24 protein-coding genes and 2 tRNA genes are annotated in these 26754 nt (G+C 30.3%); 19 read left to right on the forward strand and 7 right to left on the reverse strand.

Going from position 1 to position 26754, the window contains the following annotated elements:
* Positions 1 to 58 precede the first annotated feature (58 nt).
* From L0U72_RS01515 to L0U72_RS01540, 6 genes are all read left to right on the forward strand, one after another.
* Entirely contained in the window at positions 59 to 1219 is a 1161-nt protein-coding gene (locus tag L0U72_RS01515; RefSeq protein WP_101917976.1) for a formimidoylglutamase, read from the forward strand.
* A 115-nt stretch (positions 1220 to 1334) separates the two neighbouring features.
* Positions 1335 to 2714 (forward strand): T9SS ring complex lipoprotein PorK/GldK, encoded by a 1380-nt coding sequence (gene porK / locus L0U72_RS01520; protein WP_101918221.1) that lies wholly within the window; start codon positions 1335 to 1337, stop codon positions 2712 to 2714.
* A 53-nt stretch (positions 2715 to 2767) separates the two neighbouring features.
* Complete coding sequence (gene porL, locus L0U72_RS01525; RefSeq protein WP_101917975.1) at positions 2768 to 3424, forward strand: type IX secretion system motor protein PorL/GldL; 657 nt, start codon at positions 2768 to 2770, stop codon at positions 3422 to 3424.
* Positions 3425 to 3469: 45 nt separating this feature from the next.
* On the forward strand, positions 3470 to 5008 hold the full coding sequence (gene porM / locus L0U72_RS01530; RefSeq protein WP_233883901.1) for a type IX secretion system motor protein PorM/GldM: 1539 nt from the start codon (positions 3470 to 3472) through the stop codon (positions 5006 to 5008).
* A 19-nt stretch (positions 5009 to 5027) separates the two neighbouring features.
* Positions 5028 to 5891, forward strand: a complete 864-nt coding sequence (gene porN / locus L0U72_RS01535) for a type IX secretion system ring subunit PorN/GldN (RefSeq protein WP_101917973.1) — start codon at positions 5028 to 5030, stop codon at positions 5889 to 5891.
* Positions 5892 to 5990: 99 nt separating this feature from the next.
* On the forward strand, positions 5991 to 7037 hold the full coding sequence (locus L0U72_RS01540) for an NAD(P)/FAD-dependent oxidoreductase (protein ID WP_262909531.1): 1047 nt from the start codon (positions 5991 to 5993) through the stop codon (positions 7035 to 7037).
* Positions 7038 to 7079: 42 nt separating this feature from the next.
* Here L0U72_RS01540 and L0U72_RS01545 read toward each other — a convergent pair whose 3' ends face one another.
* A complete protein-coding gene (locus tag L0U72_RS01545; protein WP_233896936.1) occupies positions 7080 to 7520 on the reverse strand; it encodes a DUF983 domain-containing protein in 441 nt (146 codons plus the stop codon).
* A gap of 75 nt (positions 7521 to 7595) precedes the next feature.
* Here L0U72_RS01545 and L0U72_RS01550 point away from each other — a divergent pair, with 75 nt between their 5' ends.
* The gene (locus L0U72_RS01550) at positions 7596 to 9512 is read left to right on the forward strand and encodes an ABC-F family ATP-binding cassette domain-containing protein (protein ID WP_233896937.1); all 1917 of its coding nucleotides are present in this window, start codon (positions 7596 to 7598) and stop codon (positions 9510 to 9512) included.
* 224 nt (positions 9513 to 9736) lie between these two features.
* Here L0U72_RS01550 and L0U72_RS01555 read toward each other — a convergent pair whose 3' ends face one another.
* Complete coding sequence (locus tag L0U72_RS01555) at positions 9737 to 10513, reverse strand: NYN domain-containing protein (protein ID WP_233898225.1); 777 nt, start codon at positions 10511 to 10513, stop codon at positions 9737 to 9739.
* A gap of 213 nt (positions 10514 to 10726) precedes the next feature.
* Here L0U72_RS01555 and L0U72_RS01560 point away from each other — a divergent pair, with 213 nt between their 5' ends.
* From L0U72_RS01560 to L0U72_RS01575, 4 genes are read left to right on the forward strand one after another with little or no spacing between them, the layout of a single operon-like run.
* Complete coding sequence (locus L0U72_RS01560; protein WP_233898472.1) at positions 10727 to 11653, forward strand: 1-aminocyclopropane-1-carboxylate deaminase/D-cysteine desulfhydrase; 927 nt, start codon at positions 10727 to 10729, stop codon at positions 11651 to 11653.
* Positions 11653 to 12444 carry a glucosaminidase domain-containing protein gene (locus tag L0U72_RS01565; protein WP_233898226.1) on the forward strand — a complete coding sequence of 264 codons (792 nt, stop codon included), beginning with the start codon at positions 11653 to 11655 and terminating at the stop codon, positions 12442 to 12444. Before L0U72_RS01560 ends, L0U72_RS01565 begins: the two co-directional genes overlap by 1 nt.
* 9 nt (positions 12445 to 12453) lie before the next feature.
* A complete protein-coding gene (locus tag L0U72_RS01570) occupies positions 12454 to 13161 on the forward strand; it encodes a hypothetical protein (protein ID WP_233896939.1) in 708 nt (235 codons plus the stop codon).
* Between the two features lie 13 nt (positions 13162 to 13174).
* On the forward strand, positions 13175 to 13702 hold the full coding sequence (locus L0U72_RS01575) for a gamma carbonic anhydrase family protein (protein WP_233898227.1): 528 nt from the start codon (positions 13175 to 13177) through the stop codon (positions 13700 to 13702).
* 87 nt (positions 13703 to 13789) lie between these two features.
* On the opposite strand, the gene L0U72_RS01580 is transcribed toward L0U72_RS01575, so the two are convergent.
* The 3 genes from L0U72_RS01580 to L0U72_RS01590 all read right to left on the reverse strand — a co-directional run bounded on the left by L0U72_RS01580 (position 13790) and on the right by L0U72_RS01590 (position 15247).
* Positions 13790 to 14248: a hypothetical protein gene (locus tag L0U72_RS01580; RefSeq protein ID WP_233898228.1), complete on the reverse strand. Its 459-nt coding sequence runs from the start codon at positions 14246 to 14248 to the stop codon at positions 13790 to 13792.
* Positions 14249 to 14369: 121 nt separating this feature from the next.
* Complete coding sequence (locus L0U72_RS01585; protein WP_233896942.1) at positions 14370 to 14798, reverse strand: MarR family winged helix-turn-helix transcriptional regulator; 429 nt, start codon at positions 14796 to 14798, stop codon at positions 14370 to 14372.
* A gap of 26 nt (positions 14799 to 14824) precedes the next feature.
* Positions 14825 to 15247, reverse strand: a complete 423-nt coding sequence (locus tag L0U72_RS01590; protein ID WP_233898229.1) for a DoxX family protein — start codon at positions 15245 to 15247, stop codon at positions 14825 to 14827.
* A 208-nt stretch (positions 15248 to 15455) separates the two neighbouring features.
* Between L0U72_RS01590 and L0U72_RS01595 the strand changes: the two genes are divergently transcribed.
* The gene (locus L0U72_RS01595) at positions 15456 to 16052 is read left to right on the forward strand and encodes a CHAP domain-containing protein (RefSeq protein WP_233898230.1); all 597 of its coding nucleotides are present in this window, start codon (positions 15456 to 15458) and stop codon (positions 16050 to 16052) included.
* A gap of 516 nt (positions 16053 to 16568) precedes the next feature.
* Here L0U72_RS01595 and L0U72_RS01600 read toward each other — a convergent pair.
* Both L0U72_RS01600 and L0U72_RS01605 read right to left on the reverse strand, forming a co-directional pair.
* Positions 16569 to 16641 (reverse strand) — tRNA-Phe (locus L0U72_RS01600).
* 60 nt (positions 16642 to 16701) lie between these two features.
* A tRNA-Phe gene (locus tag L0U72_RS01605) sits at positions 16702 to 16774 on the reverse strand.
* Between the two features lie 120 nt (positions 16775 to 16894).
* Here L0U72_RS01605 and L0U72_RS01610 point away from each other — a divergent pair.
* From L0U72_RS01610 to L0U72_RS01640, 7 genes are all read left to right on the forward strand, one after another.
* Positions 16895 to 17626, forward strand: coding sequence for a type III pantothenate kinase (locus L0U72_RS01610; RefSeq protein WP_101917961.1), 732 nt, complete (start codon positions 16895 to 16897; stop codon positions 17624 to 17626).
* Complete coding sequence (locus tag L0U72_RS01615; protein WP_193699639.1) at positions 17619 to 18887, forward strand: hypothetical protein; 1269 nt, start codon at positions 17619 to 17621, stop codon at positions 18885 to 18887. Before L0U72_RS01610 ends, L0U72_RS01615 begins: the two co-directional genes overlap by 8 nt.
* Positions 18888 to 18913: 26 nt before the next feature.
* Positions 18914 to 20224: a hypothetical protein gene (locus tag L0U72_RS01620; RefSeq protein ID WP_233883912.1), complete on the forward strand. Its 1311-nt coding sequence runs from the start codon at positions 18914 to 18916 to the stop codon at positions 20222 to 20224.
* A gap of 9 nt (positions 20225 to 20233) precedes the next feature.
* Positions 20234 to 20812 (forward strand): LPS export ABC transporter periplasmic protein LptC, encoded by a 579-nt coding sequence (lptC, locus tag L0U72_RS01625; protein WP_233896949.1) that lies wholly within the window; start codon positions 20234 to 20236, stop codon positions 20810 to 20812.
* 331 nt (positions 20813 to 21143) lie between these two features.
* Positions 21144 to 22436: a hemolysin family protein gene (locus L0U72_RS01630; RefSeq protein WP_101917957.1), complete on the forward strand. Its 1293-nt coding sequence runs from the start codon at positions 21144 to 21146 to the stop codon at positions 22434 to 22436.
* Between the two features lie 92 nt (positions 22437 to 22528).
* Positions 22529 to 24655, forward strand: a complete 2127-nt coding sequence (locus L0U72_RS01635) for a peptidylprolyl isomerase (RefSeq protein ID WP_233898231.1) — start codon at positions 22529 to 22531, stop codon at positions 24653 to 24655.
* A gap of 163 nt (positions 24656 to 24818) precedes the next feature.
* Positions 24819 to 26561, forward strand: a complete 1743-nt coding sequence (locus tag L0U72_RS01640) for a hypothetical protein (protein WP_233898232.1) — start codon at positions 24819 to 24821, stop codon at positions 26559 to 26561.
* Positions 26562 to 26754 lie beyond the last annotated feature (193 nt).

Raw genomic sequence — 26754 nt, forward strand, 5'->3', positions numbered from 1 at the left:
AATATTCAAAAAAATAGTTAGTATATTGCAAACATCTTAACCCCCCTAAGAAAAAATAATGGATTTCAATTTTTTTACGCCTATAGAAGATTCTTTAGTTGCACATTTAATGGCGCAGTCTACAAAATCTATTGGCCGAAATATTGACATACACTCCAAAAATAATGGATTTCCAGATTTAAAAGGAGTAAATATCGCCATCTTAGGAATAAAAGAAGGTCGAGGAGCTCCTGATAACAAAGGATGTGGCGATGATTTACAATATATTCGTCAAAAATTATATCAACTATTTCCTGGTAATTGGGAAACTAAAATAGCCGATTTAGGAGATATTGCACAAGGGGATACCCTTAAAGACTCTTATTTTGCAGTGAAATCTTCTGTTGAATATTTGTTAAAACAAAAAATAATTCCCATATTAATAGGAGGTAGTCAAGATATCACATACGCAAATTATAGAGGATACGATTCTTTAGGGCAAACCGTAAATTTAGTATCCGTAGATAGTAAGTTCGATTTAGGTGCCATGAATGAAAATTTGCGCTCTAGTTCTTTTTTAAGTAAAATTATCATGGAACAACCGAATAATTTATTTAATTATTGTAATATAGGGTATCAAACATATTTTAATTCGCAAGAAGAAATTGAACTGCTAGATAAATTATATTTTGACGCCTTTCGATTAGGAGAAGTAAAAGATGTAACTTTAGTAGAACCAATAATGAGAGATGCTGATATTGTAAGTATCGATATCGGAGCTGTTAGGCAAGCAGAAGCTCCAGCAAATAAAAAAGCCGCTCCAAACGGATTTTATGGCGAAGAAATTTGTGCCATTACAAGATATGCCGGAATTAGCGATAAAGTAAGTTCTTTTGGTATTTATGAATATAATAGTACCTTCGACTCGAACTATCAAACAGCAAGCTTAATTGCTCAAATGATTTGGTATTTTATAGAAGGTGTTAATGCTAGAGCGAAAGATTATCCGTTTGTATCAAAAGAAAATTATCATAAATTTACCGTATTGTTAAATGATGATGATCCTATAAATTTTTACAAAAGCGATAAAAGTGGGCGTTGGTGGATGGAAATAAATATTATTTCTAATAATAAACATAAAAGACATACGTTAATACCTTGTAGTTATAAAGATTATCAACAAGCATTGCAACGAAAAATGCCCGATAGATGGTATAAAGCATTACAAAAAATGATTTAAAAATAGAAGGTTTTCTGAAAAGTTTTTAAAAAAGTTTTTGAAAAAAACACAACGGTAATTGTTTTTTAATGAAAAATATAATAGGTTTACGACCTCTTTTATAAGAAAGATGAATATGAAAAAAGTAGTACTATTTACATTGTTAGTGTCTCTAATTTACGCTTGTGGTTCAAGTGGCGACAGAGGTGAGTTAGTAGGAGATAAGTCTAATAGAAAATGGTTTGCAGAAAAACCATTTGGAATGGCTAAAATTCCTGGTGGCTCTTTTACAATGGGAAAACAGGATGAAGACCCGTTAGGTGCCATGAACGCACCCACTAAAACGGTTACCGTACAGCCGTTTTATATGGACGAATCTGAAATAACAAATAGTGAATACAAGCAATTTGTGTTTTGGGTAAGAGATTCTATTACTAGAACAAAATTAGCATATCAAGCTGAATTTGCTTCAGGTGGTGGCGAAGATTCTGAAAGTACTGGTAAAAATGCAGAAGGGATTCAATTATATGCCTTTGCTTCAACCGATACCGTAAACGAATCTCCTTATGCAAAATATATGCGTGAAAATTATTACGAACTAGGAGAAGGATTAGATTCTTTAAAACCCCTAAACTGGGAAGAAGAACTAGCTTGGGAACAACAAGAATATCCTGACGCAGATTACGTAGAAGTGATGGATTCTTTATATCTTAAAAAAGACGAATCGTTAAACGGAATAAGAACATTTAATACCAAGTTTTTAAATTACAGATATTACTGGTTTGATAATGAACAAGCCGCTAAAACAGGTAAGAATAGAAAAGATTTTATGAAAGATGAGGTAATTAATGTGTATCCAGATACTACTGTTTGGATTAAAGATTTTAACTACTCTTATAATGATCCAATGCACCAAGAGTATTTTGCTCATAAAGCCTATGAAGACTATCCAGTAGTTGGAGTTACTTGGAATCAAGCAAAAGCATTTTGTCATTGGAGAACACAAACTAAAAATAATTTTCAACGATCTAAAAAGAAATTAGGGTTAGTTCCTTCTTTTAGATTACCTACCGAAGCAGAATGGGAATACGCCGCCCGTGGTGGTTTAAATTTTGGTAAATATCCTTGGGGTGGACCAAGTACTACAAGTGATAGAGGTTGTTTTTTAGCAAACTTTAAACCTGTACGTGGAGATTATGCCGCTGATGGTGCTTTATATACTGTGGAAGCAAATTCTTTTAATCCAAATGAATATGGATTGTTTAATATGGCAGGTAATGTTTCTGAATGGACAAATACTGCCTATAATCAAATGTCTTACTACATGGGATCGACTATGAACCCGAACGTGGAAATTAAAGAAAATAGAAGGAAAATTATCCGTGGAGGTTCTTGGAAAGATGTAGCATACTTTTTAGAAGTAAGTTCTCGTGATTGGGAATATGCAGATACCGCAAGAAGTTATATCGGATTTAGAACCGTACAAGATTATTTAGGTACAAGCAAAAATAAATAAACAAGAATAATAACAATAATAATAAATAATCCCCAAAAACAAACAATCAAATTATGGCACAGTCAAGAACAAAAAAGAAATTAACCAACATGGCGTATGGTTTAGGAGCATCTGTAGTAATACTAGGAGCTTTATTCAAAATTATGCACTTTAAAATCGGTCCTTTAACAGGAGGGGTAATGTTAACTGCAGGTTTGGTGGTAGAAGCACTTATTTTTGCAATGTCTGCATTTGAACCGATTGAAGAAGAATTAGATTGGTCTAAAGTATATCCTGAATTAGCAGGAGGTGAAGCGTCTGTGAAAAAAAGTAAAAAAGTTGAAGCAGCACCAGAACAAGTACAGAGTATGTTATCTGAAAAATTAGATAATATCTTAAAAGAAGCAAAATTAGATGCAACTTTAATTTCTAGCTTAGGAGACAGTATTAAAAATTTCCAAGGTGCAGCAGAAGGATTAACAGCAACTTCTACAACAGTATCTTCAACAAATCAATATAACGAGCAAATGTCTATGGCTGCTGCTAAATTAGAATCTTTAAACGGATTATATACTACGCAAGTTGAAAACGCTAGCAAGCAATCTGAATTAAATTCTTCTTTAGTTGAAAATTCTCAACGTTTACAAGAACAAATGCAATCATTAGCAACTAACTTATCTTCTTTAAACGGAGTATATGGAGGAATGTTAACGGCAATGTCAACTAAATAATTAATTAGTTTATCTAATTTTTATTAACTAAACAAACTAATTAAAATGGCAGGAGGAAAACAGTCACCAAGGCAAAGAATGGTAAACTTAATGTACCTTGTATTTATATCGATGTTAGCGATGAATATGAGTAAAGAAGTTTTATCTGCTTTTGGATTAATGAATGAAAAACTTTCGGAATCTAATGTTAGAGCTACCGAAAAAAATGCAGCAGCATATGCAACTTTAGCTGAAAAAGCAAGTCAGCAAGCAAAGCAATATGGTGAGGCAAAAAAGAAAACAGATGCGCTTAAAGTAAGTGCAGATAATCTTTTTTCTTACATTGCTGATTTGAAAACTAAAATGACCAGCGAGGTAAAAAAAGAAGATATGAAGAAATATGAATCTATGGACAAGTCAGGGTTCTTAGATCAATATTTTTTTGCTAGCGGGAAAATAACCCCTAAAGGAAAAGAATTTGTAGATAATATAAATAATTTTAGAAATCAATCGTTAGCTACTTTAGGAGATTCTGAATTATCAAAAGTAGTTGCTGCTCGTTTTAGCACTAATGATGTTAAAGGACAAGATGGTGTTACTAAAAAATGGTTAAGCTATAATTTTGAAGGATTTCCTTTAATTGCATCTTTAACAAAATTAACACAAATTCAAGCAGATATTAAAACTACAGAAGCAGATGCTTTAACAGCCTTATTACAAGGAGAGTTAGAAAGTGCTGTATCTATGAGTAATTATGATGCAATGATTGTTTTTGAGAAAAACGCATATTATCCAGGAGAAAAATTATCAGGGAAAATCGTTTTAGGTAAAAATGATCCAAATTTAACAGCTGAAAAAGTTATCTTAAACGGTAAAGAAATGGCTGCTGATAAAATTCAAGCAGGACAAGTTATTTTAGATGGACCAGCAGGTTCAGTAGGAGATAAAGAATTAAAAGGAGAATTTCAATTTAAGCAAGGAGATTCTATCGTTACTATTCCTATTTTAGGAGGGTATTCAGTAATTCCTAAACCGAATGAAGCAGTTGTTTCAGCAGATAAAATGAATGTTGTATATCGTGGATTATCAAATCCTTTAACAATCTCTGTACCAGGAGTTTCAGGAAATAAAGTTTCTGCATCAGCACCAGGTTTAAGAAGAGTAAAAGGAGATAGTTATATGATGAGTCCAGGTAGTGGAAATGAAGTAACTATTAGAGTTTCTGCAACATTACCAGGAGGAGGAAAAATTAGTACTCCTAAAAAATATAGAATTAAAGACATACCACCAGCTGTTGGTATGGTAAGAGGTCAATACGGTACTGTAAAAATGCCAAAAGCAAGTTTAGCTAGAATTAGTATTGCTGCTGGTTTACCAGATTTCTTATTTGATTTAAAATTAAATGTAGCTAGTTTTAAAATTAAAGTTCCAGGTCAGGTAACAATTCCTGTGTCTGGTAGAACTTTAAATGCTAGAGCAAAACAAGCACTTGCAAAGGCTAGAAGAAATGATGTAATTACTATTTATGATATTAAAGCATCTGTTTCTGGATCGAACTATAAGATCAAGAAAGTATTGCCTGTAAGTATTGAAATTACGAATTAATAAGTAAAAAATTTAAAGTATGAATTGGAAGCGTTTTTATATGGTTTTATTTGCCCTTGTAACTACAAGTTATGTAGGTGCTCAAGCTAACCTCTTAAATTCTAAAAAGGTCGAAGAGATTGGATTTAAATCGGAAGCCCAAATTGCTTCAGAAGATGACAAACCACTTCCTTATGGCTATATTAGCGATAGAGATGTGTTATGGTCTAAAGTGGTGTGGGAATATGTTGATATAAATCAAAAAATCAATTTACCTTATTATTATCCAGTTGATACTACAAATGCAGGTTTAACAAGACGTTCATTATTTGATACTTTATTAAAAGGTATTAAAAATGGTGAAATTACAGAGGTGTATAGCGATTCTTATTTTACAACTAAAATAGGAATGGAGGAAATTCAATCAATGACCTACAACGAACGTGATGATGGTTATGGAAACATGGATCCTTATTCTGTACAATCTGCTGATATTAAAGGATACTTGTTAAAAGGGCTTTGGTATTTTGATAAACGAGGAGGAGAATTAAAGTACCGTATGTTAGCGTTATCGCCGATGGGACCAGATGTTCAAGTTCTTGGAGTAGAAGGAATTGATGATTCGGAAAGCGCATATGAATTATTCTGGGTCTTTTTTCCAGATGCCAGAGAAACATTACACGCCTCTAAGGTTTTTAACCCTATAAATTCAGCAAAACCGTTGTCGTATGATAACTTGTTAAATGCTAGAAGATTTAATTCAACAGTAGTAAAAGAAGAGAATATTTATGGAGATAGATCTATTAAAGATTATGTTCGAGGAAATTCTTTATTTCAATTACTAGAAGCTGATAGAATTAAAGAAGGTATCCGTGATCGTGAAATGGATATGTGGAATTATTAATGCTATAAAATCTAATAAAACTTTATAGTTTATAAAATTAAAAAGAGTTTGCAATAGCAAGCTCTTTTTTTTTGCGATAAATAATACTATTTTTGTTCTATGAATATTGAGGTAGATTATATTATTGTAGGTTTAGGATTGGCAGGAATTGCTTTTACAGAGCAATTATTAAAAGAAAATAAAACATTTGTAATTTTTGAAAACAACTCACAAACCTCTTCTTTGGTTGCTGGAGGTGTTTATAATCCTGTTATTTTAAAGCGTTTTAATGCGGTTTGGAATGGACATCAGCAAATACAAACGGCACTTCCTTTGTATAAAAAATTAGAAAAAAAATTAAACATCAAACTTGATTATAAGTTCTCAATAAAAAAAGCTTTTACAAGTATTGCTGATGAAAACAATTGGTTTTTAGCCTTAGATAAACCAACACTATTAAACTATATGAATCCTAAAATCAACAAAGAAAAAATAAACGGCATTGTTGGCGATTTTGGCTTTGGAACACTTGATAACACAGGGCGTATAGATACTACTTTATTGGTGAAATCATACCGAAAATATATTCAAAGTTTAGGCTGTTTATTTTTATCGTCATTTGAATATGATGCTTTACATATTTCAGATGATATTGTAAAATATCAACATATAAAAGCCAAAAAAATAGTTTTTTGTGAAGGTTTTGGAATTACAAAAAATCCATTTTTTAATTATCTACCTTTAAATGAAGTGAAAGGAGAATCAATAAATATTCATGCTCCTGAATTGGATATTGATTTTTTATTAAAAGCCAGTATTTTTGTAATGCCATTAGGAAATGATTGCTATAAAGTAGGAGCAACCTTTAATTGGACGGATAAAACCTGTAATCCAACGCAAGAAGCTCGTCAGGAATTAGAAGATAAACTGAAAAAAATAATTACGGTTCCTTATAGCGTTATCAGTCATACCGCAGGTATTAGACCTACGGTAAACGATAGAAGACCCATGGCTGGTGTTCATCCAAAACACAATGCGTTAGTCGTTTTAAACGGGCTAGGAACACGTGGCGTAATGATTGGACCAACGGTTGCTAAAAATTTATTTAATCACTTAGAAAAAGGAGAAAAATTAGATAAAGAAGTTGATATTAAAAGATTTATGTAATTTTATCTTGATTTTTTTGCTGATTTTTCGTTGATTTTTTAATTAATTTTTTAGCTCTTGTTTTTTGTCATCTAATTTTTTTTCATTCAGTCTTTTGTCATTTAATTTTTTGGCATTTTTATCATAACTAATAAAAATATTGATCCAAATAATTCTTGATAAACGCAAGGTAAATGGCGTAAGAAGTAAAGAAACAACTACAATAGCAATAAAACTTTGTAAAATAGTTAATCCGATAAATACTTTTGAAATAATAAAAATTGCCACAAATAAAGCAACAGCTAATCCGTAATTTACATACATCGCACCAAAGAAAAAAGAAGGTTCCATCATGTATTTTAAATTACATTTTGGACAATTGTCGTGTAATTGTGTGATTTTTGAAGGATTTAAGGTCATTTTATGCTTAAAAAAATCCCCTTCATGACATTGCGGACATTTCCCATTAAAAATACTATATAATTTGCTTCCTTTTTTAAACATAATCAATTATAAATTTACATACTTTTGCAAAGGTAAATTTTTTATCATCATTTATACGTAACAATTATTACATTTATGCTAAACGTACACAATTTATCGGTCTCTTTTATGGGAACTGATTTGTTTTCAGGAATTACTTTCAAGTTAAATAAAGGAGATAGAATTGGATTGATAGGAAAGAATGGGGCAGGAAAATCAACCTTATTAAAAGTACTTTCTAAAGATATTGAAACCAGTGGTGGTACGATGGCTTTTGATAAAGATGTCCGTATGGGATTTTTACGCCAAGATATTGATTTCGTAGAAGGAAGAACTATTTTAGAAGAAGCATATCAGGCTTTTGAAGAAATCAAAGAAATCGAATTAAAGTTAGATGATATTAATAATCAACTAGTGACTAGAACCGATTATGAAAGCGAAATTTATAGTCAGTTAATTCATGATTTAACCGATTTAACCGAACGATACGAGCTTTTAGGAGGTTATAATTATCAAGGAGATACTGAGAAAATTCTACAAGGTTTAGGGTTTCAACGGGAAGATTTTGATAAATTAACCAGTACTTTTTCAGGAGGATGGAGAATGCGTATCGAACTTGCAAAACTATTATTGCAAGACAACGATATTTTACTATTAGATGAACCTACCAATCACTTGGATATTGAATCAATTATTTGGTTAGAAAATTTCTTAAAATCATATTCGGGTGCAATTGTGTTAGTTTCACACGATAAAATGTTTTTAGATAACGTAACGAACAGAACTATTGAAATTTCATTAGGACAAATTTACGATTACAAAAAACCGTATTCTGAATTTTTAGTTTTAAGAGCAGAAATCAAAGAAAAACAGTTACAAGCTCAAAAGAATCAAGAGAAAGAGATTAAGCAAAAGCAACATTTAATCAATAAATTTAAGGCAAAAGCAAGTAAAGCTTCGATGGCGCAATCGCTAATGAAACAACTTGATAAAGTCCAATTGATTGAAGTTGATGGCGATGATAATGCGGCGATGAATGTTCGTTTTAATATCTCAAAAGAACCTGGTAAAATTATTGTAGAAGCTGATGGATTATGTAAAAGTTATGGCGATAAGCATGTTTTACAAGATGTTGACTTAATGATTGAACGTAACAGTAAAATTGCTTTTGTAGGTCAAAACGGACAAGGGAAATCTACGTTGGCAAAAATGATGGTTGGTGAAATTCCATTTATCGGAAACCTAAAATTAGGGCATAATGTTGAAATAGGCTATTTTGCACAAAATCAATCCGAAGAATTACCACCAGAAAAAACAGTGTTAGAAATCATGGAAGATGCCGCTTCTGACACGAACAGAATGCGTGTTAGAGATATGTTAGGTTCTTTCTTATTTGGTGGCGATGCTGTTGATAAAAAAGCAAAAGTACTATCAGGAGGCGAGCGTAACCGATTAGCATTATGTAAATTATTATTATCACCATTTAATGTTTTGGTGATGGATGAGCCTACAAATCACTTGGATATTGCCTCGAAAACAGTATTGAAAACAGCTCTTAATAATTTTGATGGAACGCTAATTGTAGTATCTCACGATAGAGATTTTTTACAAGGATTAACATCAACCGTTTACGGATTTAAAGATAAAGAAATTAAAGAATATTTAGGTGATATTGATTATTTCTTAGAGCAGCATAAGATGGAAAATCTTAGAGAAGCTGAAAAAAGAACGGTTGTTAAAGTTGAAAAACCAACGGAGAAAAAAGAAGCACATCAATTATCAAGAGAGCAAGAAAAGGAATTAAAAAAACTTAAAAATAAGTTATCTAAAACAGAATCTGAAATAGCAAATTTAGAATCTGAAATCGCTAAAATAGATTTAGAACTGGCAAATAATTATGACGAAGTTTCAGCACGTCCTAATTTTTTTGAAAAATATAAAGCCAAAAAAGCATCCTTAGAAAATTTAATGGCTGATTGGGAAAAAATAGAAGAACAGGTTTCTAATTTTTAAACCCTAGTTTTCAGTTTAATATTTTGTTTTTAACGATATTATAATCAAAAAAAACCTACTTATAAGAATCTTAAATGATTTTAGTGAGTAGGTTTTTTTTATGAAAATCGAATCCATCAAACTGAATTTATTTCAGTTTCGCATCCTGATTTGCCACAGTTCTTAGCCTTGTGCGATGCTGAAATAAATTCAGCATGACGATAGTTTAATTTTTAAACAGGCTCTTACTTAATCCTCAACAACGGATGATTTAAACCACCAACTTCATTTTTAATAACTTCATATTTATCAATATTTTCAAAAAGACGTGTCAGGTTTTTAAAACCATAACTTCTCGGATCAAAACTTGGATCAATTTTTCGAATATTTACGCCTAAAGTAGAAATATAGGCATTTTCCTCTTCGTTAGTTGAAATATCAAAAGCCTTATCAATTGTTTTTAAATCTTCTCTTGAAAGCCTTACTTTTTCTGAGTGTTCTTTACTCTTTAAACTCGTATTTTGTTTTGCTGATTTTAATTTGATAGTTCCATTTTGAGTATTTTGCTCATTTTGTTCGCTTTGTTCATTTTTTAAATTTTCGGTAAATGTGAAAACTTCACAAGATTTTACAAAAGCTGCTGGTGTTTTTTTCTCGCCAATTCCCATCACAAAAAGTCCTTCTTCTCGAATGCGTTTTGCAAGTCCTGTATAATCGCTATCGCTAGAAACAATGCAAAAACCTTCGGTGTTTTTTCCGTGTAAAATATCCATAGCGTCAATAATTAAGGAACCATCTGTAGAATTTTTTCCCGTAGTATATGAAAATTTCTGAATCGGGCTGATAGAATGTTGATTGATAATTGCCTTCCAACTATTCATTTGTGGCGTTGTCCAATCACCATAAATTCTTCGGATGGTTGCTTTTCCGTATTTGGAAACTTCTTCAATAATTTCCTTTAATAACTTTGGTTGTGCATTATCTCCGTCAATAAGTACAGCGATATTAAATTTTTTTTCCATCTTTATTAAGATATTTAGAAATCTGAATTATAATTTATAAAGCAAACAAGTTCGTGTTTTTTTATTGTAAAATCAAGTTTAAAATACACGTTAATTAATTGATAAATCTAGTATTTTTGTCAAAATAATTTTGCGGTGCTCAATACAAATGAAAATACAGACGAAAACACAAACGAAACTATAAACGAAAACTCTTTTTTTACAAAAACTTTTATCAGTGAAAATGAACAAATAATTCTTCCTATTTTAAAAGAAAAAAATATTGAATTATATATTAAACGAGAGGATAAAATTCATCCGTTTGTATCAGGAAATAAATTCCGAAAACTGAAATACAATATTTTAGAAGCTAAAAATCAGCAAAAAAAAACCTTGCTAACCTTCGGAGGAGCTTTTTCAAATCATATTGTAGCAACTGCTGTCGCTGGAAATTTAGCAGGTTTCAAAACTATTGGAATTATCCGTGGCGATGAATTAGCTAAAAATATTCAAAAAACACTCCAAGGAAATAAAAGCTTACAAGAAGCGCATCAAAATGGCATGGAATTTAAGTTTATTTCCCGAGAAATGTATCGAAATAAAACATCCGAAGAATTTATACAAGAATTGAAAAATGAATTTGGAGATTTTTATTTAATCCCCGAAGGTGGAACAAATCCCTTGGCAATTAAAGGATGTGAAAAAATATTAACAGAAAAAGATTGTAAATTCGATTATATTTGTACCGCAATCGGAACGGGAGGAACTATTGTTGGATTGATAAAATCAGCCAAAAAACATCAGAAAATAATCGGTTTTCCCGCTTTAAAAGGCGATTTTTTACAACAAGAAATACAAGAATTAATCAAAAATAATAAAATTAACGAAAATTGGACGCTAAAAACAACCTATCATTTTGGCGGATATGCAAAATATAATCAAGAATTAATTCGTTTTATAAACGCGTTTAAAACACAAACAAATATCCTATTAGACCCAATTTATACTGCCAAAATGCTATTCGGAATTTTAGAGATGATAAAGAATAATCAGTTTAAAAATAATTCTAAAATTTTAGCAATTCATACAGGAGGTTTACAAGGAATTACAGGAATAAATCAAAAATTAAAGCATCAAAATAAAGAATTAATTACAACTTAATGACTCTAAAATCAATTTTTTACATCGCAATAGCAACCACTTTTTTAGTAAGTTGTGGCTCAAATAAAAATGTAGTTTCTAAAAAAAGAAAAAAAGTAGTACTACAACAAAAAGAAATAACACCCGAAATTTTTCAGTTAGAACAAGTCAAAAAACCACTGAAAACAACGGTAAATCATACAGAAGCATATATTCAAAAATTTGCACCAATCGCTGTTAAAAAAATGCACGAACACAAAATTCCTGCCAGTATTACCTTGGCACAAGGTGTTTTAGAATCGGGAAGTGGAAGAAGTGCGTTGGCAATTCGCTCGAATAATCACTTCGGAATTAAATGCCATAGAGGTTGGCAAGGAAAAAGTGTAACGCATGATGATGACGAAATCGGAGAGTGTTTTCGAAAATATAAATATCCGCAAACTTCCTACGAAGATCATTCGCAGTTTTTAATTTCTAGAAGCCGTTATGCAAGCTTATTTAACTTAGGACACACCAATTATAAAGGCTGGGCATACGGATTAAGAAAGGCTGGATATGCCACCGATAAACGCTATCCGCAGAAATTAATAGGAATTATTAAGAAATATAATTTATCAAAATATGATAAAATTAAAAATCCTGCACAAGAAACTAAAAATATAAGCTCAAAAGTTGCGTATCATAGTGTTCAAAAAGGAGATACCTTATATTCAATTGCTAGAAAATATCAAATATCGGTGAGTCAATTGAAAAAAATGAATAAACTTAAAAATAATAGTATCAGTATTGGTGAAAAACTAGAACTTAACTAATTTTTTTTTATGTGTGCATATGATATAAATAATAGGTATTACGAATCTGATATTGAAAAATTAGGCTATCCTATTCAAGAAATATCTTTTATTGACGAACACGAATTTGTCTATATCGATAATTATTTATTTGATTGTAAAGGTAAATTGATTAAAGAATATAAATATACGATAAATAATTGTTGCATTTTAACGAATGAACCTTTCGATAATGGAGTAACTTTTGTTGTAAATGATTCTACAAAAGAGCACGATGAGAAAAAATATGCGCTAATGGATTTTCAAGGAAATATCATTACAGAATTTTTTGATGGTATTGATGAAGGTTGGGTTGATGATCGCTTTATCGCTGTAGAAAAAAATAAAAAATGGGGTTTTATTGACAAATCTGGAAAGCAAATAATTGATTTTATTTTTGATTGGAGAGCTTGGGATTATGAATGGATTAACGATAGCTCTATTTATGAAAAAGTTCGTATAGATAGAGAAGATAGTACGTTTAATGTTGGTCTTTTTACTTTTACAGGATTACTTGCTTTAGAACCAATTTATAAAACAATAGAAATTAATTCTAAATTTTCTTATTTTGAGAATAATCAGGATAGAGTATCAGCATTAATTAATGACGAAATATTTGCTACGGATTTTGACGGGAATCATTATAAATGGACACATCACAGTGGTCTTGAAAAACTAGAAAAAGACTTTAAAATTTAAGAAATCCAAAATAATGAAAATTATAAAAACGATAAACGGAAAAACACCTCAAATTCCTGCAGATTGTTATGTAGCAGAAAACGCTACAGTTGTAGGCGATGTGCAAATGGGAAAACAATGCAGTGTCTGGTTTAACGCCGTAATTAGAGGCGATGTGCATTATATAAAAATGGGCGATAAAGTGAATATTCAAGATGGTGCAATAGTGCATGCAACCTACAAAAAATCGCCAACAACTATTGGAAATAATGTGTCGGTTGGGCATAATGCGATTGTACATGGTTGCACGATTCACGACAATGTTTTAATAGGAATGGGAAGCATTATTATGGATGATTGTGTCGTAGAATCAAATTCTATTATTGCGGCAGGCGCTGTGGTTACTAAGAATACACGTGTTGAAAGTGGTAGTATTTATGCAGGTGTTCCAGCGAAAAAAGTGAAAGATATTTCAAAAGAATTAATTTCAGGAGAAATTGATAGAATTGCCAATAATTATGTAGAATATTCAAGTTGGTTCAAAGAGGAAATAGAGGAATAGTAAAATAATTTAAATAAAAATTATAAAAATAAAAAGCCCTATTTTAGAAATAAATTAGGGCTTTTTGAAACTAAGTATTCGTGATTTTTATCCTTTTTTTTGCTGATTTAAATGTTTTTTATTCTTTCTTCCGTTATGTTTTTTTCGATGATTCATTTTCTCAAATCGTTCGTATTGTTTTTTATTTAAAATACGTTTCATCTTTGCTTTAAAAGCAATCTGTGTATTTAGATGGTCATTTTTTTTATCGAAAATTTCATTAGCAGATAATTCATTTCTTTTTTCACCACTTTTTTTAATCGCTTTTCTTTTTTGATGATTTTCCTTTCGTTTAGCAATTTTATCGGCTAATAAAGGTGTTATTTCACGTTGTTGAGATGCTGTTAAATCTAGCTTTAGCGCCATTTTTTTAACGGCTAACGTTGTTTTTTGAGCTACTGTTAATTTTTCATTTTCTTTATTTGCATGATTTCTTTTTCCATGTTGAGCCTGTGTTGTTAATGTAAATCCGATAGCAAATACGAGTACTGTTATTATTTTTTTCATTTTATAAAATTTAAGTTTTTAAGTAATTGTTTACGTTATCTATGACGTTATTTTTTATAAAAAGTTTAATCTGATGCTCTTAATTTAACATTAATTTACAATTTTTTTCAATCCTGATTTTTTAATCAAGCCATTTACAGAGTATTTTTTTTACATTTAAAAGTGTTTCTTTGCTGATGTTTTCATTTTCAAGATGTTCCATAATTTTTTTAGGAATACTACTTGCGGGAATCATTAATTCATGTCCTTTTTTGGTTAGTTGCACAAGTACAATTCGTTCATCTTTTTTAGAACGGTTTCTTTTTAAAAGTCCATTTGCTTCCATTCTTTTGAGCAAGGGTGTTAAAGTATTCGATTCTAAAAATAATTTTTGAGAAATAGTATTTACTGAAACAGTATCTTTTTCCCATAAAACTAGCATCACTAAATATTGGGTATATGTTAGTTTTAAATCATCTAAATAAGGTTTGTATAATTTGATAATTAATCGAGAAGTTGCATAAATAGGAAAGCAAAATTGATTTGATAATTTTAATTGTTCGGCGATCATTAATATTGATTTTTTAAGCTATTTTTTTATTGTTTCCTGTTTTGCCACGCTTTCCAAGCTCCTGTACTCCACAATGCCCAAATCACTAAAATTGGTTGAAATAAAAGACGAATAAAACGTGCTTTATCAGAATCTAAGCTTCGAAAATCGACTTTATTAATATATTGTGCAATATTTCCAGGGAATATCAGTACAAAAAAGATAGCAAGTGCCCAACCAACATACGATTTATATTTTGTTAAAAATACCATGGAAAGTCCTAAAATTAATTCGACAATACCCGATAAAATTACGACTAAATTTTTATCCAAAGGAACCCAGTTAGGCACTTGAGCTTGCCATTCTACTCGTAAAAAAGTTAAATGACCTATCGAAGCGAGTATCATAAAAACTCCTATAATAATTCTAAAAACATCTTGAGTTTTACTTGTTGTAATTGATTTTTCCATTTTTTTTATTGTTTTTTATTTTAAAAATATTAATTAATTTTTTGAAAATTGATGTAAAAAATAATTTAAATCTTGCAAAATTAAATCGTTTACGATGTAAATGTACTATTTATATTAGATTAATTCTTTTTATTGGCTTATTTTTAGTCTTTTTTATCTTTTCTAAATAGATTTATTGTAAATAAATATAATTCAAATTTCTAATAAAATGACAAAAAACAATAAAATTAACCTCTTGATTATTATTGCTTTAGGGCTGTTTATTGGCGGTTTTTATATGATGAAAACCACTTCTTTGAAATTAGATTATGTATTTGGTGATAAAATAGATAGTTTACATGGCGTTGTGGTGTATTATAACGGGCAAGTAGGAACTGTAAAAGGGCGAAATCGTGCTAAAGATGGATATAATATTGGGTTAAAATATCAATGTGTAGAATTTGTAAAACGCTATTATTATGAATATTTGCATCATAAAATGCCTAATAGTTACGGACATGCAAAAGATTTTTTCAACAAAAAAATAAAAGATGGAAACTTAAATAAGGCTCGAAATTTAATACAATTTACCAATGCGAGTAGGTCGAAACCTAAAGTAAATGATTTGTTGGTTTATGGAGGAACTATTTATAATAAGTATGGTCATGTTTCAATTGTATCAAAAGTAAATGATGGTAAAATTGAAATTATACAGCAAAATCCAGGTGTTTTAGGCAAATCGAGAGTAGCATTTGGTTTAAAAAAAGAAAATAATAGGTGGAAAATTAAAAATAATCAAATTTTAGGTTGGTTAAGGATGCGGTAGTTCTTTTTAGATACATCTTTTTTGAAGCTATTTCCCGCTTTGCGCACTCGCTCTTTTTTTGAAGAAAAATCAAAAAAAGGAGCTCAAACAATTGCTTCAATCGGGGCTAAGCCTATTTATGAAGTTTTATTAATAACACCATATTTTTTTAATTTTAATTTATTTTCGTCATTAAAATAATTAAAATCACTAGAATTATCAAAAATTATCAGAGCCTGTTTAAATTTTATTCCAAAAATTTTTGTAACATCAAAATAGTATGGCAAGGGGTTAAAACCCCTTGTTTTAAAAATAAAAATGCGTCAAACTGAATTTATTTCAGTTTCTTATCCTGATTTGACACAGTTTTTAGCTTTTTTTTTTGTGATTTTAACAAGGGGTTTTAACCCCTTGCCGTCATTTTTGCCACTATATTTTTTTCAGATGAAATTTAAACAGGCTCTCAAAAAAATAATTTGGATATTTTTTAATTTAAAACAAAAAAACCTGAACAACTAAATGTTCAGGTTTTTGCGGTGGTGCCTCCAGGAATCGAACCAGGGACACAAGGATTTTCAGTCCTTTGCTCTACCAACTGAGCTAAGGCACCGTTGTGCTTATATAAAAGTAACAAATAAAGTTAGCAATTTTGCAATTGAAAAAATTATTGTGGTGCCTCCAGGAATCGAACCAGGGACACAAGGATTTTCAGTCCTTTGCTCTACCAACTGAGCTAAGGCACCAGTTTGCTACTTTCGTTTAGCGGGTGCAAATATACAACACTTTTTCACTTATCCAAATTTTTTGAACATGTTTTTATTAAAAAAATCTAATGTAACTTTGAAATCTAAAAAAATACGACCATGAATTTAAGTATCGATATCGGAAATACAAGAGCTAAATTAGCTGTTTTTCAAGATGATAACATTATCGATTTTATTGCTTTTGATACTTCTGAACTTATAAAAATTATCAAAAAAATAATTTCAAAATATACAATTTCAGCAAGTATTATAGCGTCAGTAGCTACGATTTCAGAAAAAATATCCGAAGAACTAAAAAAGTTGTTAAATCCTATTTATGTAACGAATCAAACAAAAGTACCGTTTATAAATCGTTACGGAACACCAAAAACTTTAGGCGTTGATAGAATCGCGCTCGCAGCTGCCGCCGTGAAAAATTATCCGAAGAAAAATGTGCTCGTTATTGATGCGGGAACCTGCATTACTTTTGATTTTATCAATCATAAAAAAGAATATTTAGGAGGCGCAATTTCTTTAGGAATCGAAATGAGATACAAGGCTTTACACACTTTTACCGCCAAATTACCATTGTTAGAACCAAAAGAAGTTGACGATTTTATTGGATTTAATACAAATACTTCCATACATTCGGGCGTTGTTAATGGCGTATGCCAAGAAATAAATGGCGTTATCAATCAATATAAAAAAAAGTATCCAGATTTAACAGTTGTTTTAACAGGAGGAAACACCTTTTTCTTGGCTAAACAATTAAAAAGTGGCATATTTGCCAATCCAAATTTTGTTTTGGAAGGATTACATACTGTTTTGACACATAATTTAACGAATGATTAAGAAATTTATAATAGTAGTACTCGTATTTAGTGCAATTTCAATTACCGCACAAACAAACAGCGCATCGCCCTATTCTTACTTTGGAATCGGTGAAAATTTTGAAGAAGTAACCGTAGAACAAGCAACTATGGGAGGAATTGGAGTCGCTTTAAAAGATACGCATCATTTAAATTTTATCAATCCAGCAGCCAACGCTTCCTTAAAAGTCGCTACTTATGGAATTGGTACAAATTCAAATTTTTTAACACTTGAAAAAGAAAATACCTCGCAAACAGGAAGCTCAACAAGTTTACGATATGTCGCTCTAGGATTTCCCCTAGGCAAAAAAGCAGGTCTTTCCGTAGGATTACAACCATTCTCATCCGTAGGATATTCATTATTGGATACTCAAAATGAAAATAATATCACCTCATTTAAAGGCGAAGGAGGAACTAATAAAATATACGCTAGTTTTGGAATTGATGTCGTTAAAGGACTTTCTGTAGGAATACAAGCAGGATATGTTTTTGGAAATCTAGAAAATAATATTTTAAACCAACAAGCAAACATCACTTCTGCTACAAAATATCAAGAAAAAGTAAGCATAAGAGGAGAAGAATTTAAATTTGGTGCACAATATCAAACCGTATTAAGAAATAAAATAAACCTATACACTGGAGCCGCAATTACCTTGAAAAATGGGCTATCAGTAAAAGGAAATAAAAAAATGTATGCTTTAAATGTAACCACATCAGGACAAGAAATAGAACGACAAATACACTTCGATAAAGCCATCGATGGAGAAATAACAACGCCGTTAAAAACTGTTTTTGGGATCGGATTAGGAGCTATCAATAAATGGTATATAGGAATTAATCAAGAATTTAAAAGCGCATTAAGTACACATAATTCAGCAATCGCAAACGGAAATGATTACAAATATGATGATGCAAGTAAATTCTCAATAGGAGGATATTATATCCCTAAAATAAATTCGCTATCAAGCTACTGGGATAGAGTTACCTATAGAGCCGGACTGCGTTTCGAAGATACAGGACTCTTAATACAAAATAATACTGATTTTACAACTATAAGAGACTTTGGCATAAATGTTGGACTAGGATTGCCATTGCCAAGACAATTATCAAATATTAATATCGGATTTGAATACGGGCAAAAAGGAACAACCAACTACAACTTAATAAAAGAAAAATATTTTAACGTTCGATTAAGCTTATCTTTGAATAGTACGAAGTGGTTTCATAAAAGAAAAATAGATTAACATAAAAAAAACCAAAAATAATTAAGATGAAAAAAATTACGTATTTACTAACAGGATTATTTTTGTTTGTAGCCACAAGCGGTGTCAAGGCACAAGCAAGTCAAGAATGTAACATAAAATACAATCTTTTTAAAGGAGACACAAAAACAGCAAAATATGATGCTGCAAAAACAAATCTAGAATATCTTTTAACAAATTGCCCTAAATTATCGGTTAATATCTATAAATACGGTGCTAAAATTGCTGAAAAAACTAAAGATCCTGTATTAGCTAAAAGAATTTATGAAGCTAGATTAATAAATTTTCCTGTAAAAGGTGCCGCGAAAGCACATAGTGATTATGCTACGTATTTAATCAAAAATAATTTAGCGACTGATGATGAGGTTTTTGTATATTTGAAAAAAGCATACGACGTTTCTCCTAAAGATATGGGTGTGAAGAATATCTTTAGATATTTTGAAACTATTGCAGAAAAAAATAAAGATACAAATCCGCAAAAAGTTTTTGATACCTATGATGATGTAATGGAATCTGTTAATGAAAAATTAGAAGATTACAATAAAAAATTAGCAAAATTACAAGTAAAAGATTCTTTAGGAACAATCAGTGCTAGAGAAAAAAGAAATGTAAAAGCATATACAACAAACTCAACTTCTTTAGGAATGGTTGAAGGTGGTTTAGATGCCATGATTTCTAAAATTGCAACTTGTGAACGATTAATCCCTATTTATACCAGAGATTATGAAGATAAAAAAACAGATGGAGTTTGGTTGAAAAGAGCCGTTTCAAGAATGTATAATAAAGGATGTCAAACAGATCCTTTGTTTGAAAAATTAGCACAATCGTATGCTGAAACAACACAATCTTCTGATGCATACAATTTCTTAGCAGGAGTATTAGCTAAAAATGGTGATAAAAGTGGTGCTAGTGAAATGAGAAAAAAAGCATTCGATTTAGAATCTGATCCATTCAAAAAAGCAAAGTATAAATTAAGAGAAGCACAAAGTACTGGCGGAAGTAGCGCTAGAGCTTTAGCATATGAAGCTTTAAAATATAACCCAAATATGGGGAAAGCATATTTATTTATCGCAAGTTTATATCAGAGAAGTGCTAATTCTTGTGGTAGTGATGAATTTGAAAAAAGAATGGTGTATGTAGCGGCTTTAAACAAAGCTTTAAAAGCGAGTAAAGTAGATCCAGGATGTGGGGCTGGTAGATATATTTCTAGTTACACGAAAAATATGCCATCAAAAAAATTAATTTTCCAAAAAGGTGCTACCTCAGGAGCAACACATAAAATTGGATGTTGGATTGGTGAAACTGTTCGTATTCCATAATAAATTTTGATGAAACAAAATATCACAAATACATGCAAAAGCATTGTTGCCATTCTTATGGTAACAATGCTTTTTTCATGCGTAAACTCCAAAAAAGAAGTAAGAGATTTTTTAGCCGATAAAAATATGCCCGTTGGAATGGCTAAAAATATCTATCATATTAAAAAAGATTCAGGTATTATTACTTCAAAAACAAAAGCGCCTATTTTTTATGATTTTTCAAATCGTAAAGAACATCCGTATAGTGAATTTCCAAAAGGAATTACCATTATTTCTATTGATGAAAAAGCAAAAGATTCGACATCAATAAAAGGAAATTATGCGATTACATATCGTAAAACTGCCGTTTCTGAAATTAAAGGAAATGTAGTAATTACCAACTATAAAGCAAATACCAAATTAGAAACGAATCAGTTATTTTGGGATCAAAAAGAACATTACTTTTTTACCGAAAATGGCTTCAGATTAACAACGTTACAAGATACTATTAATGGTTTCGGTTTTGAATCAAAAGAAAATTTAACCAAATGGATTGCCAAAGATATTACAGGAAATATGGAAGCAACAATCAACGAAAATCAAAAATAAGACACAAAAAATCAATATAAAAATCAACACAAAAATTAACACAAAAATCAATAATAAAATGACTACTTTTTGGAAATATTTACAGTACGGATACCTCGTTATTGGTGTGATTTTTTTTATAGAAGGAATTTTAAAATTTAATTCCGATAGACAAGAAGCATTTATTCTGTTCGGTTTTGCTATCTTTATAACGTTAATTTTCTTTTTTAAACGACACTTTAGACGAAAAGTATCCGCAAGAAATCAACAAAAAACCAACAAAAAAAAATAGCCAAAAAAGAAATAGCTAAAAATAAATAATCAACATAATTAAGAAGATTAAAAATAAATAATGGAGTTCGAAATTAGTGTAATTTTTGCCGCAATATTATTTTCTGCCTTTTTTTCAGGAATGGAAATCGCCTTTATTTCTGCCAATAAATTACATATTGAGCTAGAGAAAAAAAGAGCAGGTTTTTTACCTAAAATTTTAGCAATACTTACTGAAAAATCATCAAAATTTATTACCACAATGTTGGTGGGAAACAATGTTGCCTTGGTAATTTATAGTTATTTTATGGGGCAATTATTAATGAATTGGTTTCAAATGGCATTGCCAACCAATATTATTTTTATAAATTATTTATTAGATGATTTAAGCTTATTAACACAAACAATAATATCGACCCTAATTATATTAGTTACAGCCGAATTTTTACCTAAAACAATTTTTAGAATCTATGCCAATGAAATGCTTAAATTCTTTGCACTTCCTGCCTATGTTTTTTATTTATTATTTTATGGAATTACTTGGGTAATTACTAAAATTTCCGATTTTTTTCTGTTTCTATTTTTTAGAATACGAGAAAATGAAACCAAAACAGAGTTCAGTAAAGAGGAATTAGGAAACTATATTTCAGAGCAATTAGACAAAGGAAATGATGCTGAAATAATTGATTCTGAAATTCAAATTTTTCAAAATGCCTTGGAATTTCACAAGGTAAAAGCACGAGAAATTATGGTGCCTCGTACCGAAATCATGGCGATTGATATCGAAGAATCTATAGAAAATCTTAAAAATGTTTTTATAACCACAGGATTGTCAAGAATATTAGTCTACAAAAATTCGTTAGACGATATTTTAGGATACATAAATGCATTTGAATTATTTAAAAATCCGACCTCTATTAAAGCAATACATTTAGAAGTTGATTTTGTGCCAGAATCCATGATTATTAATGACGTTTTAAACGGATTAATGAAAAAAAGAAAAAGTATTGCCGTTGTTGTTGATGAATATGGCGGAACTTCAGGAATTATTACTGTTGAAGATGTCGTGGAAGAATTGTTCGGCGAAATCGAAGATGAACACGATAGTCAGGAATTATTAGAAGAACAAATTAATGCGGAAGAATTTAATTTTTCAGCACGTTTAGAAGTCAATTATCTAAATGAAGAATACGATTTAAATATTCCCAAAGAAGATGCTTATGAAACATTAGGCGGTTTTATAATCAATCATACCGAAACCATACCCGATGAAGGAACTATTTTACATATCGATAATTTTTATCTAAAAATACTCAAAGTAAGTGCCACTAAAATTGATGATTTATACTTAAAAGTAACGGATAAAGAAACTTAAAAATAGTGTTACTTCAAAAACAGCATCAAAAAACATTGCTTTATATAATGCGAAATTGTATTTTCGCTCACTGTTAATAAAATAAATAACGTATGGCAATTTTATCGAAAATTAGAGAACGTTCAATGTTCTTAATTCTTGTAATAGGTTTAGCACTTTTTGCTTTTGTATTAGACCCTTCTACAATATCAGATTTTTTTAGTGCAAGTAAAGTAAATGAAATTGGTGAAGTAAATGGAGAAACTATCTCACGCCAAGAATTTGCAGAAGCTTTAGATGCTTATAAAACACAAACAGGAAATCGTGTTTCTGAAATGCAAGCGGCGAAAACTGTTTGGAGCAATTTAGTACGACAAAAAGTTTATAAAACTCAGCTAGAAGAAGCAGGAATTACTGTGGGAGATGCGGATATTATGAATACTTTATATGAAACCGAGTTTATAAAAAATGACCCAAGATTTCAAACATCGGGGATGTTAGATAAAAGTAAACTGAAAGAGTTTTTAGCAACAATTAAAGAAGAAAATGGAGCGGATTGGAGAAATTGGCAAAATTATATGACTTCTTTAAAAGATAATCTTGAGAAAACCGCGTACGATAACCTTGTCGCTGCTGGTTTAGGAGCATCCTTAAAAGAAGGAGAAACACAATATTTAACAGAAAATACCAAAATTTCGGGTAAATATGTATATGTTCCGTACACTTCAATTAAAGATGATGAAGTAAAAATAGGACAAAGTGATATTCAAAAATATATCAGTAAGCATTCGCAAGATTTTCAAGTAGAGGCTTCAAGAGATATTAATTTTGTAAAGTTTGATATTAAACCAACAATTGAAGACGAAAACACACTGAAAGCACAAATTGCAAGGTTAATTGACGATTCAGTTACCAAAGGAAATATTGCTGTAAAAGGATTAAAAAACACTACAAATTACGCTGATTTTTTATCAGAAAATGATTCAGATATTACCTTAGATACGAATTATAAATTTAAATCTCAAGTACCACAAGTTGTTGCTGAGCAAATTTTTAAAGGTAAAGAAGGTGATGTTTTTGGTCCTTATAAAGATGCTGGACATTTTAAATTATCAAAAATAACAAAAATTACTCAACTACCAGATTCGGTACAAGCAAGTCATATTTTAATTCCTTTTATAGGTGCTTCTAGCGCCGATGCTACGGTAACTCAAACGGAAGAAAGTGCCAAAAAAACTGCCGATAGTTTATTAGCTGTTGTAAAGGAAAGTAAAGGAAATAAAGCTAAATTTACTGCTTTAGTAAAAGAATTTTCTTCGGATAAAGGTTCTGTTGAAAAAGGAGGTTTCTACGATTGGTTTACCTATAACACGATGGTTCCTTCTTTTAGAGATTTTGTTTTTGAAGGAGAGAAAGGAGCGGTAAGTGTTGTGAAATCAGCATTTGGATTTCATGTAATTAAAATTGATGGTCAAAAGAATTTTCAGCCAGTTGTTAAATTAGCAACATTTGGTCGTCAAATTCAACCATCAGAAAGCACTGAAGATGCTGTTTTTAAAAATGCAGAAACTTTTGCTTTAGCATTAACAAATTCAAAAAACTTTGAAGAAGTTGTAAAAGAACAAAAATTAACATCTCAAACAGCTGTTGGATTACAATCTTTAGATGAAACAGTTTCTGGAATAGGAAAAGAAAGAGAAATCATTACGTGGGCTTTTGATAAAGAAGTTGAAAAAGGAATGTCTAAACGTTTTGATATCGAAGGTGGATATGTAGTTGCTATTTTAACAGGAAAAACAGCAAAAGGATTAATGCCTGCTGAAAAAGCAACCGCAAAAGTACGTCCTATTTTAATGAATGAAAGAAAAGCTACTTTAATTCAAGCTAAAATTAAAGGAACTACTTTAAATGAAATAGCAAAATCAGTTTCCGTAACTGTTAAAAATGCGACGGATGTAAACTTACAATCTCCAACAATTTCTGGCGTAGGATACGAACCAAAAGTAGTAGGGGCAATGCTGAATGCGAAAGAAAATACCGTGATTAAAAATGTAATAGGTGATAAAGGCGTTTTTGCTTTTGAAGTAACAGCTAAAAAATTACCAACAACATTACCAAACTACGATTCTTATAGAAAACGTTTGGCAAATCAAAGAAAAAATAAAACATTCCAAATGTATGAAGCAATTAAAAAATCTTCAGATATTAAAGACAATATGAGTTCTTTTTACGGAATCTAAAAACTAAATAAAATATATTAAAAAGCCAAACGACTTCGTTTGGCTTTTTTTTTGTGCTTTTTTTTAATTTAAAAGGATTGACTATTGCTTGATTATAATTAAAATAGTAGTTTTGTGTCTTATTAAGATTTAATAAAAATAAGTAAAGTAAAAATCAAAGAAAATGAAAAAAAGTAATTTAATTTTTAGTGTATTACTATTAGCGTTTTTAACGCTATTCACTATGGTTTCTTGTTCTGATGACGATCCGATTCCTATAGTAGATATCGAATTAAACAGTAAAGAATTAACGCTTACCGAAAAAGGAACATCAGGAATTATCAATGTTTTAAAAGGAAATGGAGCTTATAGTGTAACTTCATCAGATAAAAAAATAGCGACAGCTAGTATAATTACTGATAAAGAAACCCAAAAAACAACAATTTCAGTAACACCTGTAAGCGCAGGAACAGCGACCATTACGCTTGTTGATGCTGCCGATAAAAAATCGGAAATTACTGTATTGGTAAAAACTCCTGATGTGGCTATTGAAAAATCATTAGTAAATCTTTTAGTAGATGAAATTGCTACCGTTAAAATTTTAGCAGGTTCTAGCCAGTATGAAATAAGTGTAAATAATAGCAATGCAACTGCCGAAATAGTGGGCATGGATATTAAAATTACAGGGAAAGTATTAGGAGAATCTGAAGTAACTTTAACAGACCTTAAAACCAAAAAAACCGCTGTAATAACCGTTAAAATTACACCAGCACCTGAATTAACTCTTGATAAAGAAAAAGTGGAGTTTATTTTAACGCAAACAGGAACAGTAACTATTTTAACAGGAACAGCTCCTTATGTTTTAACAGATAAATATACTTGGAGTAAAGCAGAATCAACCTATAAAATTGTAAATAAAGAGGGACAAGAAGATGTTAATGGAAATATTATCGTTTTTGATAGTACCAAACCAGCTTCAGATAGTTATGTTATTACTGATGCTAAATCAAAAGAAATAGATTTTGATGTAAAAGTATTTAAGACATTAAGTGTAACGGAAACCGCATTAGAAATTCCAAAAGGAAAATCAGTTGAAGTAACTTTAGAAGGTAAAATAGATGCAATTGAAGTAAGTTCAACAAATTCAGATGTTGCAACTGCTGAAATAAAAGATGAATACGGTTCAAGTAGTCGTACAGTAATTATAAAAACAGCTCAAGTTGGTTTGGCAGAATTAACTTTTACCGATGGCATTACCACTCAAAAATTAACCGTAACTGTTGTTGCACCAAATCCATTAGCTATTTTTAATGATGATGTTGAAGTAAACGCAACAACTCTTTATGAGTTAGAATATTTAGATTTAGTGCTTCAAGGAGGAATTGGCGAATATGAGGTTACTTTTAGTAAAGAAAATATTTTAACTTTTGATGAAATACAACAATCACCTTTAGATGATAGCAAGTATTATTTAAAATTAAACCGTAATTTTTCTGTTAGAAAAGGAGGTGAGGTAGTTGTTACGGTATCAAGAAAAGATGATGCTACTGATTCAAAAAGTTTTACAGTAAAATATAAAATGCTAATATCAGCTGCTATAAAAATAAATGGTGTAGATGTTATTCAGAAAGATAGTTCAGAATACGGAATGGCGACACCTTATTTTACAGCAAATCAAGAAAAAAGTTATGATGTTTATGTAGCATTAGGAACTACTGTTGATTTTGAAATTTTAAATAACACAAATAATAATTGCACGTTAGATGCTTCAGGTTATGGTTCGGATAGAGCAGAAATTACTGGCGATGCTACTAAATTTAGTGTAAAAACAGTAAAATCGGGTAATTATTATTTGTCCATAGTAAAAGGAAATCCAGATGATAAAAATAAAGAACAAGTACTTTTAATAACTGTTAGAATTCAATAATTAAATTACTTTAGATAAAATTAAAATTTATATATACAAAAAGCAATCTCACTTTGAGCTTGCTTTTTTCTTTCAAATTCTCTTTTTTTATTAAAATCACTCGAATTGATTATTATTAAAAAAAGCTATTTTATGAAATTAACTAAATTTAGCTTGACGGACTCGAATTCTAGTCCCGATTGAAGCAATTGTT

This window comes from Tenacibaculum piscium (assembly GCF_021390755.1).
Classification (GTDB): Bacteria; Bacteroidota; Bacteroidia; order Flavobacteriales; family Flavobacteriaceae; genus Polaribacter; species Polaribacter piscius.

Coding starts and splice junctions, on each gene's coding strand:
- L0U72_RS01515 (WP_101917976.1), top strand. CDS start 59: ATGGATTTCAATTTTTTTACGCCTATAGAAGATTCTTTAGTTGCACAT.
- porK (WP_101918221.1), top strand. CDS start 1,335: ATGAAAAAAGTAGTACTATTTACATTGTTAGTGTCTCTAATTTACGCT.
- porL (WP_101917975.1), top strand. CDS start 2,768: ATGGCACAGTCAAGAACAAAAAAGAAATTAACCAACATGGCGTATGGT.
- porM (WP_233883901.1), top strand. CDS start 3,470: ATGGCAGGAGGAAAACAGTCACCAAGGCAAAGAATGGTAAACTTAATG.
- porN (WP_101917973.1), top strand. CDS start 5,028: ATGAATTGGAAGCGTTTTTATATGGTTTTATTTGCCCTTGTAACTACA.
- L0U72_RS01540 (WP_262909531.1), top strand. CDS start 5,991: ATGAATATTGAGGTAGATTATATTATTGTAGGTTTAGGATTGGCAGGA.
- L0U72_RS01545 (WP_233896936.1), bottom strand. CDS start 7,520: ATGTTTAAAAAAGGAAGCAAATTATATAGTATTTTTAATGGGAAATGT.
- L0U72_RS01550 (WP_233896937.1), top strand. CDS start 7,596: ATGCTAAACGTACACAATTTATCGGTCTCTTTTATGGGAACTGATTTG.
- L0U72_RS01555 (WP_233898225.1), bottom strand. CDS start 10,513: ATGGAAAAAAAATTTAATATCGCTGTACTTATTGACGGAGATAATGCA.
- L0U72_RS01565 (WP_233898226.1), top strand. CDS start 11,653: ATGACTCTAAAATCAATTTTTTACATCGCAATAGCAACCACTTTTTTA.
- L0U72_RS01570 (WP_233896939.1), top strand. CDS start 12,454: ATGTGTGCATATGATATAAATAATAGGTATTACGAATCTGATATTGAA.
- L0U72_RS01575 (WP_233898227.1), top strand. CDS start 13,175: ATGAAAATTATAAAAACGATAAACGGAAAAACACCTCAAATTCCTGCA.
- L0U72_RS01580 (WP_233898228.1), bottom strand. CDS start 14,248: ATGAAAAAAATAATAACAGTACTCGTATTTGCTATCGGATTTACATTA.
- L0U72_RS01585 (WP_233896942.1), bottom strand. CDS start 14,798: ATGATCGCCGAACAATTAAAATTATCAAATCAATTTTGCTTTCCTATT.
- L0U72_RS01590 (WP_233898229.1), bottom strand. CDS start 15,247: ATGGAAAAATCAATTACAACAAGTAAAACTCAAGATGTTTTTAGAATT.
- L0U72_RS01595 (WP_233898230.1), top strand. CDS start 15,456: ATGACAAAAAACAATAAAATTAACCTCTTGATTATTATTGCTTTAGGG.
- L0U72_RS01610 (WP_101917961.1), top strand. CDS start 16,895: ATGAATTTAAGTATCGATATCGGAAATACAAGAGCTAAATTAGCTGTT.
- L0U72_RS01615 (WP_193699639.1), top strand. CDS start 17,619: ATGATTAAGAAATTTATAATAGTAGTACTCGTATTTAGTGCAATTTCA.
- L0U72_RS01620 (WP_233883912.1), top strand. CDS start 18,914: ATGAAAAAAATTACGTATTTACTAACAGGATTATTTTTGTTTGTAGCC.
- lptC (WP_233896949.1), top strand. CDS start 20,234: ATGAAACAAAATATCACAAATACATGCAAAAGCATTGTTGCCATTCTT.
- L0U72_RS01630 (WP_101917957.1), top strand. CDS start 21,144: ATGGAGTTCGAAATTAGTGTAATTTTTGCCGCAATATTATTTTCTGCC.
- L0U72_RS01635 (WP_233898231.1), top strand. CDS start 22,529: ATGGCAATTTTATCGAAAATTAGAGAACGTTCAATGTTCTTAATTCTT.
- L0U72_RS01640 (WP_233898232.1), top strand. CDS start 24,819: ATGAAAAAAAGTAATTTAATTTTTAGTGTATTACTATTAGCGTTTTTA.